The organism is Selenomonadales bacterium, from assembly GCA_018335585.1.
GTDB lineage: Bacteria > Bacillota > UBA994 > UBA994 > UBA994 > UBA994.
In genome coordinates, this window is record JAGXRZ010000003.1 from 1 (window position 1) to 13,929 (window position 13,929).

15 protein-coding genes are annotated in these 13,929 nt (G+C 51.2%); 13 read left to right on the top strand and 2 right to left on the bottom strand.

The window, feature by feature from the left end; translation table 11 throughout:
- Positions 1 to 274: 274 nt before the first annotated feature.
- On the top strand, positions 275 to 607 hold the full coding sequence (locus KGZ66_00620) for a type II toxin-antitoxin system RelB/DinJ family antitoxin (GenBank protein ID MBS3984099.1): 333 nt from the start codon (positions 275 to 277) through the stop codon (positions 605 to 607).
- Between the two features lie 100 nt (positions 608 to 707).
- On the opposite strand, the gene KGZ66_00625 is transcribed toward KGZ66_00620, so the two are convergent.
- Entirely contained in the window at positions 708 to 1,997 is a 1,290-nt protein-coding gene (locus KGZ66_00625; GenBank protein MBS3984100.1) for a helix-turn-helix domain-containing protein, read from the bottom strand.
- A 206-nt stretch (positions 1,998 to 2,203) separates the two neighbouring features.
- Here KGZ66_00625 and KGZ66_00630 point away from each other — a divergent pair, with 206 nt between their 5' ends.
- The 8 genes from KGZ66_00630 to KGZ66_00665 all read left to right on the top strand — a co-directional run bounded on the left by KGZ66_00630 (position 2,204) and on the right by KGZ66_00665 (position 8,359).
- Positions 2,204 to 3,097 carry a hypothetical protein gene (locus KGZ66_00630; GenBank protein ID MBS3984101.1) on the top strand — a complete coding sequence of 298 codons (894 nt, stop codon included), beginning with the start codon at positions 2,204 to 2,206 and terminating at the stop codon, positions 3,095 to 3,097.
- Positions 3,087 to 4,001, top strand: a complete 915-nt coding sequence (locus KGZ66_00635) for a pseudouridine-5'-phosphate glycosidase (protein ID MBS3984102.1) — start codon at positions 3,087 to 3,089, stop codon at positions 3,999 to 4,001. The genes KGZ66_00630 and KGZ66_00635 overlap by 11 nt, the downstream gene beginning before the upstream one ends.
- 201 nt (positions 4,002 to 4,202) lie before the next feature.
- Positions 4,203 to 4,451, top strand: coding sequence for an AbrB/MazE/SpoVT family DNA-binding domain-containing protein (locus KGZ66_00640; protein ID MBS3984103.1), 249 nt, complete (start codon positions 4,203 to 4,205; stop codon positions 4,449 to 4,451).
- The gene (locus tag KGZ66_00645) at positions 4,432 to 4,854 is read left to right on the top strand and encodes a PIN domain-containing protein (GenBank protein ID MBS3984104.1); all 423 of its coding nucleotides are present in this window, start codon (positions 4,432 to 4,434) and stop codon (positions 4,852 to 4,854) included. The genes KGZ66_00640 and KGZ66_00645 overlap by 20 nt, the downstream gene beginning before the upstream one ends.
- Before the next feature lie 487 nt (positions 4,855 to 5,341).
- Positions 5,342 to 5,647, top strand: coding sequence for a hypothetical protein (locus tag KGZ66_00650; protein ID MBS3984105.1), 306 nt, complete (start codon positions 5,342 to 5,344; stop codon positions 5,645 to 5,647).
- 246 nt (positions 5,648 to 5,893) lie between these two features.
- Positions 5,894 to 6,304, top strand: a complete 411-nt coding sequence (locus tag KGZ66_00655) for a type II toxin-antitoxin system HicB family antitoxin (GenBank protein MBS3984106.1) — start codon at positions 5,894 to 5,896, stop codon at positions 6,302 to 6,304.
- Between the two features lie 74 nt (positions 6,305 to 6,378).
- A complete protein-coding gene (locus tag KGZ66_00660) occupies positions 6,379 to 6,687 on the top strand; it encodes a hypothetical protein (protein MBS3984107.1) in 309 nt (102 codons plus the stop codon).
- 118 nt (positions 6,688 to 6,805) lie between these two features.
- Positions 6,806 to 8,359, top strand: coding sequence for a PD-(D/E)XK nuclease family protein (locus tag KGZ66_00665; GenBank protein MBS3984108.1), 1,554 nt, complete (start codon positions 6,806 to 6,808; stop codon positions 8,357 to 8,359).
- A gap of 5 nt (positions 8,360 to 8,364) precedes the next feature.
- On the opposite strand, the gene KGZ66_00670 is transcribed toward KGZ66_00665, so the two are convergent.
- Positions 8,365 to 9,438, bottom strand: coding sequence for a PD-(D/E)XK nuclease family protein (locus KGZ66_00670; protein ID MBS3984109.1), 1,074 nt, complete (start codon positions 9,436 to 9,438; stop codon positions 8,365 to 8,367).
- Between the two features lie 135 nt (positions 9,439 to 9,573).
- Here KGZ66_00670 and KGZ66_00675 point away from each other — a divergent pair, with 135 nt between their 5' ends.
- From KGZ66_00675 to KGZ66_00690, 4 genes are all read left to right on the top strand, one after another.
- A complete protein-coding gene (locus tag KGZ66_00675) occupies positions 9,574 to 11,808 on the top strand; it encodes an AAA family ATPase (protein ID MBS3984110.1) in 2,235 nt (744 codons plus the stop codon).
- Complete coding sequence (locus KGZ66_00680) at positions 11,808 to 13,085, top strand: hypothetical protein (GenBank protein ID MBS3984111.1); 1,278 nt, start codon at positions 11,808 to 11,810, stop codon at positions 13,083 to 13,085. Before KGZ66_00675 ends, KGZ66_00680 begins: the two co-directional genes overlap by 1 nt.
- A 138-nt stretch (positions 13,086 to 13,223) precedes the next feature.
- The gene (locus KGZ66_00685) at positions 13,224 to 13,472 is read left to right on the top strand and encodes an AbrB/MazE/SpoVT family DNA-binding domain-containing protein (GenBank protein ID MBS3984112.1); all 249 of its coding nucleotides are present in this window, start codon (positions 13,224 to 13,226) and stop codon (positions 13,470 to 13,472) included.
- Positions 13,453 to 13,869, top strand: coding sequence for a PIN domain-containing protein (locus KGZ66_00690; GenBank protein ID MBS3984113.1), 417 nt, complete (start codon positions 13,453 to 13,455; stop codon positions 13,867 to 13,869). Before KGZ66_00685 ends, KGZ66_00690 begins: the two co-directional genes overlap by 20 nt.
- Positions 13,870 to 13,929: the final 60 nt, after the last annotated feature.

The following is a 13,929-nucleotide window of genomic DNA, read 5'->3' on the forward strand; positions in this document are numbered from 1 at the left end:
CCCCCCCCCCCCCCCCCCCCTGACGAAAATGCACACCCCCTCTCGCAAATCGTTGAACTTTAGCGCAGGGGTGTGCATTGTATCATTTTGTAGTAGATAAGCCAAAGAAATATTACGCGAACAAGGCTACTGAGGAATCAGTAGCCGCTTTTCTTGCTTGCCGTTACTCCATTCAGGCCATTCTATATAACTAGGAGCGGTGGACTTGTCGGGCGTCTAGCTTGCTATCAGCCATACAATAGCGTACAATTGTTGTAAAGGGAGTGAAGCTGAAATGCCCAAATCGTCTAGCATTTACACGCGGGTTGAGCCTGAAATTAAAGAGCAGGCCGAACAGATACTGTCAAAGCTCGGCATTCCAGTAGCGAGTGCGGTGAATCTGTTTTTACATCAGGTTGTCTTGCGTAAAGGGATTCCCTTCAGTGTCTGCCTGCCTCCCAACACGCCCTTTGACTATTCGGCTTTGACAGCCGAGCAGTTTGATGATGAAATGCAAAAGGGCCTCACTAGCTTCGACGTTGGCAGGATTGTATCGTCTGCGGACGTAAGAGCCAAGATGCAACGGCAATACTGCGTATGCGATGGTCGACAACTGCCTGTACGATAGGCGCGACATCGGCACGCACTTACTCCGGGGTCCTAGCTGTTGAAACGGCGAAGACCTAACGAGTCAGCCGAGTGCGAAACATTGCGCGAACAGATGTGGCTTAAGTCCTCATGCCCTCATCTTGCCGCCTGGCAAGGTGGGGGCCATTTTTTACCATTTCGATTGCTTTCATAATCCACTGTGTTGCGCCGGTCAGGCGGTAACCTGCGAACCCGGCTTCTTTAAGGATGTCAACGACTTTGCTTTCGGCAATATCTAACTTTAGCAAGTCGGATAACCCGCCTCGCTCTTCCGCGATCTCTTTCACATAATCCCAGTACGTACCGGAGTAGCCGAAAGTCGTGGCGTATTTCTCCGGTTCGGCGACGGCCGCCTGCACCATTTCTTCGGTATCCTCGTAAAACAGACTGCGTCCGTTATCGTATAGAGGGTAGAAGCTCTCCACGCCATTGCTTACTTTAATGGCGATATTGGAGAGGTGCCTGTCGTCCTGTCGGGTGATGAAGTCTAGCAGAATCATCTTGGCAATATCGTCTTTGTACTGCGGGCGCACTGACGCCAGGTTTTGGTACTCGTTCCCCGAACGAGCGCCGTCAAACAGGCTGCGAAAATGCACGATGTACTCCTTAGAGAAGTCATACAGGAAAGCCGAGAAACCCGTGTCCTTGTCAATGCGATATGCCGGACAGCAAGGAACGCCGAGCTCTTGTGCCAGCAGATATACGGCAACCTCAGATTCGACATCGGCGGTGAGCGGGCTAATTCTTTGCTTATATATACCGTATTGCCCGCAATGTGCACCGTAACGTTTTATGTTATAGCCTTCCGGCGTATCAACGCTTTCGCCGACCAAATCGATGCGCTGGTGAAATACAGAATCGAACACATCGGTAATTGCCGAATCTAGCTGCTCGTCTTCGCTGTTTGCAATCCAAAGCAAATCTTTCGCATGGATACCGCGAGTGATTTCAGCGATGCGGAGAACATCGTAAGTGGAGAGTCCGCAGCGGAACAGGATTTTCTCAATATCCCGCCTGTCGCGACTAACTGTGCGCTCGGAAAGGAACTCGGCAAAACGCTCCCCACTCCAATTATCCGCGCCGTGGGTGTACAGGGAAACAACAGGGTTAAAATCCCGTTCGCTGAACTTCACGGTGTTAGCGGAATCAATCGTGGCGATAATGGCGTTGTCCCACTTTAGAAAGCGATGTTGCCTTTTCGGCCTATCGCGCCCGTCTACGGGCTTCTTTGCATTCACCGGTATTCTATAGCTCCTACCCTGCTTCACCGCGCCGGGAATTTTGCCCTCGCTGCAAAGCACGCGAACGCGTCGGTCTGATATGCCCCACTTTTCGGCAGCTTGCCGAGAGGACATGTATGGGGTGCTCATAGCGTAATTCCTCCCTTCACATTGACTAGTTTAGCGTAAAGCGGAATAAAGGTCAATGTGTATTATTCCGCTACGTGCATCATCTCATGCGACATGCGGAGTCTTTGACGCTTACGGTTCACGTGTTATTATCAATGGGGGTGCATTCAGCTATCAGAGTCTCCTAACCGGTCGCTATGTTCACAAAAAGGATGCGGAGGAACACAATGTTTAACACAGTTGTCATTGGTGCGACCAACATTGATATTTTCGGGATTCCTTTTCAAGACGTAGCTATGCGAGACTCTAATCCCGGGATAATCATAGAAGCTTATGGCGGTGTCGGACGGAACATAGCTGAGAATTTAGGACGATTGAACTGTCATCCGCTCTTGATTGCCACAGTGGGCAACGATAAACGAGTTGAAATTGAGCGTCATCTACGAGAAGCAGGAGTGAGTTTTAAAGCCGTCATCACACCCAAAACGTCGAGATATTTAGCCGTAATGGATGAAAACAGCGATATGCAGGTAAGTATCGCTGATATGGTTGGTCTGGAAGAGTTGACCGTAAAAGACTTTGAACCATTTGCGAGCGATATTCAGCACGCGGAAAGACTAGTTATTGACACGAACTTTTCTGAAACGCTAACCAGTGAGATTGTCAAACTAAGTCGAGGTAAAATTTACACCGATGGAATTTCCACACGTAAGGTTCTTAAGCTAAGAAATGTGTTGCACCGCATGCATGTGGTTAAACTGAATTTGTTAGAGGCAAGAGCACTCACTAACATTCAAGACGGTCCGTTAGATGAAGTCATAACGCAGCTGAGGGATCTGCCATGTGAACGGATTTACTTAACCCTTGGTGTTGACGGTGTTTATGAAATAACTAAGCCTTTAATCCGCCATAGGAAGTTTACACCGTTAAAAAAAGCGTACACCACCGGCGCAGGCGATGCATTTTTGGCCGGGGTTGTCCACGCGGATATACATAATCAAGACCCCTTATTGTACGGGCAGTTAAACGCTAGATTCTGCTTGGGTTCTCTGCTAGCAGTTCACCCGGATCTATCGATCCAACAGCTTGAAAGATTGAGGAGTGAGTTGCATGAAGATTAGCCAGGAAGTCAAAGAAGCCTTAAGCAACAATGACCCGGTCGTTGCGCTTGAGTCAACGATAATTTCCCATGGCATGCCTTATCCCGAAAACCTCGATATGGCCAGGAAAATAGAAAGAATAGTTAGAGACGAAGGGGCCGTTCCTGCGACCATCGCCATACTTGAGGGTGTTATTCATGTTGGACTGAATGAAGATGAGCTTATGAAATTGGCTCAGGGTTCGCGTGTCATGAAAGTGTCCAAAAGGGATATTGCGTACGCTATAAGCGAGAAAAAAGATGGCGCTACAACAGTTTCGGCTACGCTGTTGCTCGCTGAAAGGGCTGGCATTAACGTTTTTGCTACAGGCGGTATCGGTGGTGTACATCGTTTTGCCGAGAACACGTTTGATATCTCACGTGATTTGGAAGAAATCGCTTCCTGCAATGTGGCAGTCGTTTCCGCCGGAGCAAAAGCCATTTTAGATCTGCCTAAAACCTTAGAATACCTAGAAACAAAGGGCGTCGAAGTCATCGGTTACCAAACGGACAGTTTTCCTGCCTTTTATACGCGCGAGAGTGCATTGTCGGTAACCCATCGACTTGATGAACCTGAAGCAATCGCTAGACTCATGTATGCTAAGTGGCATCTTCCGTTGCGAGGGGGGATCGTCATAGCTAATCCAATACCAGAAGAACACAGCATTCCATCCGAATGGATTGACGAAAAAATCAACTATGCCTTGGAGGAAGCCTCTTCGCAGGGCATCAAAGGAAAAGACACAACGCCTTTTCTGCTTTCAAGAGTGAAAGAGTTAACCGAAGGTTCGTCGCTGAAAGCTAACCTAGAGCTTGTGTACAACAACGCCGTCCTCGCAGCGCGTATTGCGAAATCATATTCGCAGCTTGTAAAACAGAACCCGTAAGAGTCAAGCGGCCCCCGCCTTGCGTTGCTGCGCTCATGGCCATGACTAGGGCTGTTTTGCTGCCTAGGGCGCGCGAAGGCGTTGACATGCGCATAATTCAGGCGCATACTGATCTAGCTGACATATGAGCGCGCGCCTCGACTTGCCTTTACCTTTGATTTTTCATAGAATAAAAGTAAAGCAGCATGGGAGGTGGTAAGGTTGCTGGCAAAGGTGTCGTCAAAGGGGCAGATTGTTTTACCGAAAGCAGTGCGTGAAAAGTTGAATGTAAGGGCAGGGTCCTTTGTTCGTTTCGAGCAGACCGCCGATGGTTTTAAGGTTGTAAAAGGCGACGGCCTTGCATCATTGCAGGGGAAGTTTAAACAGCAGGCGGCAAAAACCGGCATCAGCGTGGATGCTGCCATACAGGCGGCCAGAGAGGAGGTCGCCCATGGGCGGGCAAAACGTTGAAGTCATTCATGCCAATGTCGTGCTCCGCTATCTAGTTGATGATGGGGATCAGGCGACGCGCGCCGGGCTGCTATTGCAGGCAGCGGACCAAGAAGAAAAAACACTGCTGTTGCCAGACTTGGCACTGGCAGATATTGTGTGGGTTCTAGAGACGGTATACAAAACGCCGCGACCTGAGATTAGAGATGCAGTAAGCGTGTTGCTGAGTGTGCGCGGGTTGAAGTTCAGCGCAGGAAAGGCGCTGGTCGCAGATGCTTTGGCATTGTATGCGGAGAAGAACATTGACTGGTCTGACGCCTTTATCGCCGCCCAGATGACCGCCCTGAAGCTACGGACAATATACTCATTCGACAAAGATTTTGATCGCATCCCCGGCATTCAGAGAATAGAACCTATGTTCTGAATCAATCAGGGCTGCCCACCGGAGTGGGCAGCCCTGATTCGATCCCTCTCAGGAGTACTAGCCTTTGAGACGTGGATAAGATCGTGCGTCAATCCAGTCAATAACCTGACGAGTAGAATATGTCGACATTCGACAGCGCCGTAGATTTGTCTGTCAAATGCGCGCGCACCGGTGCTATAATCTGAATAGTAACATATATGGAGGTGTATCATGATGCAAGAAATCGTTTTCGTTCTTGATCGCTCCGGTTCAATGGCGGGCTGCGAATCCGATACTATCGGGGGCTACAACAACTTTCTTACGAAACAGCAGCAAGAAGATGGAGAAGCCCGGTCTACTACAGTGTTGTTTGACCACGACTACGTGTTGCTGCATGACGGCGTCGATCTTCGGCAAATAAACCCCATCACCCCGGCAGAATACTTCGTGCGCGGGAGCACGGCCCTGCTAGACGCCGTTGGGCGTACGATTCTCCGGGTAAAGGAACGTGCCGAAGGCGATATTCGTCATTATAACCGACGGATTGGAGAATGCAAGCCAGCAGTTCTCCTATGCCCAGATTCGGGAAATGATTGCCGAGCGGAAGGCGGCAGGCTGGGAGTTTATCTTCCTCGGGGCAGACCTCACCAATATGCAGGATGCCGATCGCCTAGGTATAGGCCTAGACCGCAGGGCTTCCTATGCCAAAGGGCGTACCATGGCCCTATACGACGAGCTTTCGGACAGCATCGCCGAAGTGCGCAAGGGAAAGGCATTGCCTAAGGATTGGGACAAGGGGATTAAGGGAGAGTGAAGCGTCCTCCCGGTAGCCAATCGCCAACTGCCTGCCCTGTAAGCTTCCTCTGCTTTACTGCCTAGGGCGCATGAGGCGTTGACATGCGCATAATTCGGGCGTATAATTAAGGTGGCGGAGGTTATGCGGTTGAAGGTTCGAGAGGTGACATCCCGGAGATATCCCTCCTGGAACACTAAACAGCATCCTCAGGCAGGCGGGGCTCAAATAGTGCCCTACAGGACTAAAGGAAGGGGCAGAGAATCGATGCGAAAACTTACCTATCTTGCAGTGTTCGAGCCTGCACCAGAAGGGTACGGTGTGTATTTCCCTGATCTACCGGGGTGCGTTACCGTAGGAAGCGACTTCGAGCAAGCCCTGCAAAACGCGGCAGAGGCATTAGGGCTTCACATCTACGGGATGGAGAAGGATGGGGACGCTGTCCCTGCTCCCTCAAGGAGCCCTCAAATTGATGTCGATACGGCGGAAGGGTGCATTGTAGTACCTATAACCGTCTTCCCTGAACTGGTGAGAAACGAACTAGACAACAGGGCAGTAAAGACGAACTTGACGATTCCCGCATGGTTAAAGGAGCTAGCGGAGGCCCAAGGCGTGAACTTTTCTAAAGTGCTACAGGCGGCTTTGATGGACTATCTTGGGGTACATGCCCCGAGGTAGGCCAAGGCTGTAGATAATATCTATCAATCAGGGCTGCACACTCCGTCGGGCAGCCCTGATGGGTTTTCTCTCCGGTGTTGGAGGCCATAGCCCCGAACCAGTGGGAAGCGCTATGCGCCAGCAGCTTGTCGCAAGGCTCTAATCACCGCCTCGGCAGCTCACTCGCTTTCGCTCTGACCAAGCGCGCGAACGAAGCATACGACGACTACATCGGTAGAGTTCTCGAGAACGAGTTAGCGTGCAGAGTTAAACTGGCCGATCTGCAGGACAACATGGATTTGTCCCGTATTTCGCAGCCCACCGAGGAACATCACCAAAGCTTAGAGAAATATCGCAGAGCAGCGGAGCGGCTAAGTAAGGCTTTTCCGCCAAGCCACGTCTAGCTCAGGAGTCCCCTGACCCGTCCGTGCAATGTCGGCGAAGTTATTGCGGAGATCAAATTGAGGGAGTGGTGATCCATGGATAAAGAAGAATTGGACGTGTTTCCTTGATGCCTCTTCAATGACGCCTGACGATGTCAAAGGGCACTGGGAGATCATTTATCAAGGCGGCCAACCCTACTCGCAAAGAAAACGGCCTAGCTATATCTCAGAGGGCAAGCAGCTAATAGTAGTTGAGAACCTCGATGGGCGTACTGACATAGAAGTGGTGAGGGCTTTCTGCTACATGGGTCTTCTTGGCGGATACTATGATGATCCAGATACAGGGGAGTTCCCTTTGGCCAAGTTTGATTCCATAAGCGACTACTGGAGGGAGGAGTCGGCTGTAGTGGACATGAGGGGGTTATCCAAAGAGGTGCCTGACGCTTGTCCCGATTGCGGACCCAATACAGAGGACTTCAAGGGACCTAGTATGAGCGCAATAGTCGACACCGTTGCAGAAGCAAAAACCAGGAGGGGGTCAAGTGCGATGAATTTGTTTAGAGTCTTGGCGTCTGGAAGAAAGAGGTTTCAAGAAGAGCAGGCGTCAGCCGTGCTAGCGTGGCTGTTAAACCCGTCTAGTGGGCATGGACTGGGGAACCATTTCCTGTGCAAATTTGTAGAGAGCATCAACATAGTTGGAGCTGATCTCGCGGCGATGGCGCGCCTATGTGACTCGCATTCGGCCGATGGTGCCAGTGGCCACACCTTTGGCTGCTGTCTAGAATACTGGGTCGAAACTGCGTATATTGACGTGGTGCTCCTCGCAGGGAAGTACGTAATTGCGGTTGAAAATAAGATAAATGCGGACTCGGTCACTGCAGGGCAATTAATTACCGCATATGGGGGACTGAGACGGAAGCATAGCTCTAAGAACGACGTCGCGGGAATGATCTATTTGGTGCCTTACGGAAAGGACGACGGTGACTTGTTGGATGTGCATCTCCAACGCGAGTTCGACAGCTTAGTGGTCGCCCCAGGAGACTTTAAGAGACTGGTAACATGGCAGAGGAACGATCTGGGCTACCCTTCTGTAGCTGCGATGATCAGTGACATATTGGCAGATGAATGCGCTGGCCTGTCGGATCCAATTCCAGAATACACCAGGCACACTCTCAAGGCACTCAGCGCCTTTATCGCTGCGGACTTCAAGGGCTATGACAGAGATGTTTGCCCCAGCGGGAGTAAGTCGAAACCGAAAGTGTTAAATCTGAGAGATTTAAAGCTCCTCGCTGCGGGTTACGTTGGTTTGCAGGGGGGACTTGCCGGATTACTACAGATCCCCTCCCAAGAGTTGCATATACGGCAATTTCAGTATACGACAATGGACATGCAAGGCGTAGCGGCATGGCTGCCCCTAGACCGCTTCCTGGAACTCACTGAATGGTTGCTCGGCGGAAGGCCGCCTGCGGCAGCATGGGACGTCTCCCTGCCAGCACAGACCATCAAGTGGGTTATCGCCAAGTGCCCAGGGCAAAGCATTTATGTTGGAATAAGGGGCGGAAAGAAAGCTCTTGATGCCATGGATCTTGCGACGATTAATACAAAAAAATGGCGCATGATAAGCGCTAGTTCTCCGCCGACGTCAGAGTGGGTGGACGGTCAGGAATTCACCCGCATCATGAACACCAAATAGCAGTGTCAACTGAGCAGTTGCACCATCGCGTTGGTGTCCATGCATCTGATAATTTTACTGTGTAGCTCCTCGTACTCCCGCAGGACCTGTAGAGTCGTGAGGAGATTTACCTTGTCGCCATCGGCTTGCAAGTATGGCGCAGAATGCAAAGTCACCGAGCTGTTTGGTTTCCCTAATTTTCCTAAGCGAGGGTAGGGCAGGTCCTTGTGGCCGTGAGTGCGCATGCAATGCTGCCACGTTTCAACTTTCTCTCGAACTTCGTCTAGAGTTAAGCCGGTGGTGTCCATTTTTACGCACATCTTGTGTTGCTCTAGCTGCAAGTACGTCTTAAAACCATGGCTCTCGCGGTATGCCCACCAGAAGGCTAGGAACCCTCCATTAGGGTTAGGCACATAGTCCCATTTCGCGCCCCCAAGCTCTTTCTGCAACCACATATACAAGCCTTGCCATTCGAGTCGATCAGGCCCCCATTTAGGGTCGATATTGTGGTAATTGTTCGTAGCATCGTCAATTTTCGTGAGGTGATCAGTGTAACTTACCAGCAATTCGCTGGTACACCCCTTAGATATGGCGCTCCGAAGCACCCCAAGCATGCGTTGTCTGTCAAACACCTTGAATCCAGCCTTTAAGGGTGCAGAGTAATCGGATTGGTTGCCGGTCTTGTAGTACACCAAAGCCCTATACGGCCGGTCCGCGTACACTTCATTAAGTGACGCCTTATATCTCGTCAGCTGATCGCCGTGTACAGAAGCAAAGACTTTATCCTCGATTGCGAGGAGGTGGGTTTCATTGATCAACACCACGATGTCGACCCTTTGGTCCTGTCTCTTGATATCGATGTTGCCGATTTTAGTTGGCACGTTGAGCTTTGTCGGCGGCAGTTCAAAGCATTCTCGCAAGAATTGCAGCGCAGCGGCGTGCAATGACGGCGAGACAGATCTATAGTCCTCCTTGGCCCAGGCTATTAGCCAACACAAAAATGCGTCCTGGCTAAGTTCGCTAGTGGCATAATCAAAAATGTTGGGATGTCGAGTTTGTGCGCTTGCACTACTACATGGTGGTTGGCAAGGGTCTGACATGTTAATCCTCCGTCTCTATTCCCTGTGGAACTGCTCACGTTATGTGCGTGACTATTCTTTACAGCTGCTTCACTTCCCTGCCGCTTTGCCACATATTTCTCAAGGCCATTGCGACAACATCAAAGGAGGGATTTTATGCTCTTGCGTCCGGATATCGCCCTAGAACTAAAGGCGGCATATGATGAGTTGCTTGGCAAAGGGGGTATTGAACCCCGGCAGAAAACAGAGGCCTTTAGGGCCACGTTTTTGGTCCGCTTCGGACCCGATGTCTTAAGGCAGCTAAGTGGCGAAAAGCTGTTGTCTGCCATGCACGACAATACGGTCGACAGCTTAGTCTATTGGTTGGAGTATAAGAACGACCTAGAGTTTGTAACCAAGGCCTTCGGCGGTATCGGCGGAGGGGCGGCAATGAAATATGGGTTATACCGCAGCCAAAATACGAACGAATGGGTGGCAGGTAAGCATCATGCCGAGCGCCGCCGGGTGAGCATTGACGAAGCTATTGAAATTGCTCGGAATCACCGTAATCAGCTGATGTACGCAGTAGCAGCACTTGAAAAACTACCGGATGACGCAGGCGACGCTGATTACATAGCGCTGCAAAAGGAACTGGACAAAAACTGCAGGGACATAGCGAATACGGCTTGGGCCCATAAGTATCTGCACATTGTCTTCCCGAAAAGGATTGATAACTTTCACATCGTGGATTGGCAGTACTATTACCTGCCCAAGCTGCTAATAGAGAGGGCACTGTACGCCGGCAAATTTGTAGCCGCCGCAAAGTATGCTGCTGTAGCCAAAGAGCTAGGTATTCCTATTGCGCATCTTACTAAGACACTCAAGCATCTGTTTGGTTCGCCTAGGCCTGTGTGGCGGGTCCAAGTCGTTTTCGATAACTTACATGGATGGGACGCCATGAAAGAAGGTAACTTCGTAGGCGTAAATTGGGGTGCACTAGGGGACCTAACCCAATATGTCCAACATGGGGATGCAGCAAAATCGAAGTTGCAAGAGCTAATTCAACTGTACTACCCACAGTGGGGGAATGCCAAGGGACCGGCGTGGGAAGCGGTATCCCTCATGTCCCGTATGTCTGTAGGCCACTTGGTCCTTGCGTGCCACAGAAACAAAGTGTTTGGCATCGGGCGTGTCAGCGGTGCTTACCGATACGAGCCTAACAGCCAGTTTCCACAGCAGAGGCCGGTAGAGTGGTTGTACACAGAGCCCTGGGAGCTAACAGTGTCAGATGAAGGCAAAAGCCGGGCTGTGCGCTATTTGGAGACCCCGAAGAATCTTGTCGATGTAGAAAAGAGGGTGCGAGAAGTTAAGCGCATTGACGACCACCGTGACCGGGAAGTGAAGCCGCTTGCCGGCGTCCTTGCGGTGATTGACAATGTGCTTGCCAGAAAAGGGCAGGTCATACTGTATGGCCCGCCCGGCACCGGCAAGACACATTGGGCTGAGTTTGCGGCCTTAGAGTTGTCGGCACGTAAGAACCTAAATTTGCCTTATCAAAAGCTTAACGAGGACCAGAAAGCGCAGGCCAAGCGCTTTATCTGCACCTGTTGCTTCCATCCGTCCTATGGCTACGAGGATTTTATCGAAGGATTTAGGCCTACCTTGGCGGCGGGTCAGGCCGGATTTGAGCTTAAGGCCGGGGTGTTTAAGAGTTTGTGCCATGATGCTGCGGCAAACCCAGATAAGAGCTACTATATGCTTATAGACGAGATAAATCGCGGTGACATCCCGAGGATTTTTGGCGAACTAATCATGCTTGTCGAGAAGAACAAGCGGGGCATGCATGTAACACTACCCTTGAGCGCCGAGCTTTTTTGCGTGCCGCCCAATGTATACATTGTCGGCACCATGAATACCGCCGACAGATCTATAGCGTTACTAGACACTGCGCTGCGCCGCAGATTTGGTTTCCATGAGTTAGTTCCTGATGTCAAGGTTCTGGGGAAAGCGAAGGTTGGCACCCTGTCCCTAGGCAATTGGCTCCAGGCCTTAAACCGCAGGGTAGTCGCGAACTTAGGCAAGGATGGGAGAAATCTGCAGGTAGGGCATGCCTATCTAATGGAGAATGGAGTGCCAATAGGCGACTTTCGCGTGTTCGCGCGGGTTCTCAAGGAAGACATCGTTCCTCTTTTACAGGAGTATTGTTACGGTGATTACTCCACCTTGGAGAAGATTCTTGGTAGCGCGCTAGTAGACGTGAGTGAGCAACGCATATGCTTTGAGCTCTTTGAGGATGGGCAATGGGACAATCTAATTGTTGCGTTGACCGAAATCTTGCATGGGGACGACTTCGTGCAAGATGATGATGAGGGTGATACGGACGAAGTCGACAACGGTGCAGAGGACGCCTAATGACACGCATAGCTTTGGCTCTGCAGGAATGGCAAACCATAGCGCCGAAAAAAGGGTCACCGCTGTGGGGGGTCTACTTGTCCACGCAGGGAAAGGAGGCGGCGCAGAGTCTTGCCCCCAAACTAGAGGTTTGTCAACTCCTCGATGGGGTTATGATTTCTGCGCGGTCTTGGGTAGGACGGGTCTCCATCGGAGACATAGATGTGGCTATTGCGCCAAAGATTAAGGGCCTGCCGCTCCTAAGACTAATGCGCTATGCATATGACCTAAGCGCCTTGACTCTCCTGCCAGAGGGCGATCAGGCGCTGTCTGCTCTGGCGCTCACAGACTTGCTGGCGTTGCAGTTGCGTGCAGAAGTGCGTGAGTTGTGGGCGAGGGGGCTACATCGCCGCTACGAGCCCAACCATGCATGGCTTAAAAGCCCTAAAGGCAGAATTGACATTAACGCATTGGCAAAGCAGAAACTGCATGATGCTCTGGCAGTTCCTTGCACTTTTTTCCCGAGGCTTGAAGACAATCCGCTCAACCAGCTGCTATTTGCGGGTGTAACCTATGCCGCGGATATGGCTGGGTATCTGCCTCTGAAAGCTGACCTGCGACAAATACGGATGTTTATGGCTGAAACTGTATCCCGAAAATCTTTGGACGACGTTCTGTTGGCCAAGGCAGAAAGCCTGATTACGAGATTAACTGCGCCTTATCGGCCGGCTTTAGCCCTGATTAACCTGTTATACATGGGGCACGGAGTCACGTTAGACGTTGGCGGGACAGACCATAAGGCACGTAACTTCTTGTTTGACATGAACATGTTCTACCAAGCTTTGCTGCAACGTTTTCTGCAGGAACACTTGCCAGGATATAACGTGCGTGCTGAACAACCCCTCTTCGGAGTCATGTCCTATAACCCCGGTCTAAATCCGCGCCACAGGCAAGCCCCACTGCCGAGGCCTGACTTCACGATCTACGAGGGCTCCAAGCGAGTCGCAATAATTGACGCTAAGTATCGAGATCTGTGGGAACACGACTTGCCGCGCGAAATGCTTTATCAGCTTAGCATTTATGCCTTAGCGCAGGGTTCTGGTGGGCACGCTACTATTCTGTATCCTACGCTGAATCCGCTGGCCACTGATGCGCAAGTGGACCTAAGACCATATGGTGGAGGAGTATCGCATGTGGTTCTCCGCCCTGTGAATATGGTTGCTCTCGACGATTCATTGGCAGACCAATCAGTCTCAGGTCATCGCAAGCGGCGCGCACTGGCTGAGGGCTGGGTATAGGGCGGGGGAGCTACGAGAGGGAGGGGCTATAGTAGTGATTCTCGTTCGGTTCTACTTCGAGCAACGGCCTGACCAGGACTTGCCTTTACCTTTGATTTGTCATAGAATAAAAGTAAAGCAGCATGGGAGGTGGTAAGGTTGCTGGCAAAGGTGTCGTCCAAGGGGCAGATTGTTTTACCGAAGGCAGTGCGTGAAAAGTTGAATGTAAGGGCAGGGTCCTTTGTCCGTTTCGAGCAGACCGCCGATGGTTTTAAGGTTGTAAAAGGCGACGGCCTTACATCATTGCAGGGGAAGTTTAAACAGCAGGCGGCAAAAACCGGCATCAGCGTGGATGCTGCCATACAGGCGGCCAGAGAGGAGGTCGCCCATGGGCGGGCAAAACGGTGAAGTCATTGACGCCAATGTCGTGCTGCGCTATCTAGTTGATGATGGGGATCAGGCGACGCGCGCTGGGCTGCTATTGCAGGCAGCGGACCAAGAAGAAAAAACACTGCTGTTGCCAGACTTGGCGCTGGCAGATATTGTGTGGGTTCTAGAGAAGGTATACAAAACGCCGCGACCTGAGATTAGAGATGCAGTAAGCGTGTTGCTGAGTGTGCGCGGGTTGAAGTTCAGCGCAGGAAAGGCGCTGGTCGCAGATGCTTTGGCATTGTATGCGGAGAAGAACATTGACTGGTCTGACGCCTTTATCGCCGGCCAGATGACCGGCATGAAGCTACGGACAATATACTCATTCGACAAAGATTTTGATCGCATTCCCGGCATTCAGAGAGTAGAACCGTAGTCAGGACAGTGACTAGCCTAGGGCACCTGCGGGCTTTGACTAAGCCGCTCCGTTGCGAGG

Coding starts and splice junctions, on each gene's coding strand:
- KGZ66_00620 (MBS3984099.1), top strand. CDS start 275: ATGCCCAAATCGTCTAGCATTTACACGCGGGTTGAGCCTGAAATTAAA.
- KGZ66_00625 (MBS3984100.1), bottom strand. CDS start 1,997: ATGAGCACCCCATACATGTCCTCTCGGCAAGCTGCCGAAAAGTGGGGC.
- KGZ66_00630 (MBS3984101.1), top strand. CDS start 2,204: ATGTTTAACACAGTTGTCATTGGTGCGACCAACATTGATATTTTCGGG.
- KGZ66_00635 (MBS3984102.1), top strand. CDS start 3,087: ATGAAGATTAGCCAGGAAGTCAAAGAAGCCTTAAGCAACAATGACCCG.
- KGZ66_00645 (MBS3984104.1), top strand. CDS start 4,432: ATGGGCGGGCAAAACGTTGAAGTCATTCATGCCAATGTCGTGCTCCGC.
- KGZ66_00655 (MBS3984106.1), top strand. CDS start 5,894: ATGCGAAAACTTACCTATCTTGCAGTGTTCGAGCCTGCACCAGAAGGG.
- KGZ66_00665 (MBS3984108.1), top strand. CDS start 6,806: ATGACGCCTGACGATGTCAAAGGGCACTGGGAGATCATTTATCAAGGC.
- KGZ66_00670 (MBS3984109.1), bottom strand. CDS start 9,438: ATGTCAGACCCTTGCCAACCACCATGTAGTAGTGCAAGCGCACAAACT.
- KGZ66_00675 (MBS3984110.1), top strand. CDS start 9,574: ATGCTCTTGCGTCCGGATATCGCCCTAGAACTAAAGGCGGCATATGAT.
- KGZ66_00680 (MBS3984111.1), top strand. CDS start 11,808: ATGACACGCATAGCTTTGGCTCTGCAGGAATGGCAAACCATAGCGCCG.
- KGZ66_00690 (MBS3984113.1), top strand. CDS start 13,453: ATGGGCGGGCAAAACGGTGAAGTCATTGACGCCAATGTCGTGCTGCGC.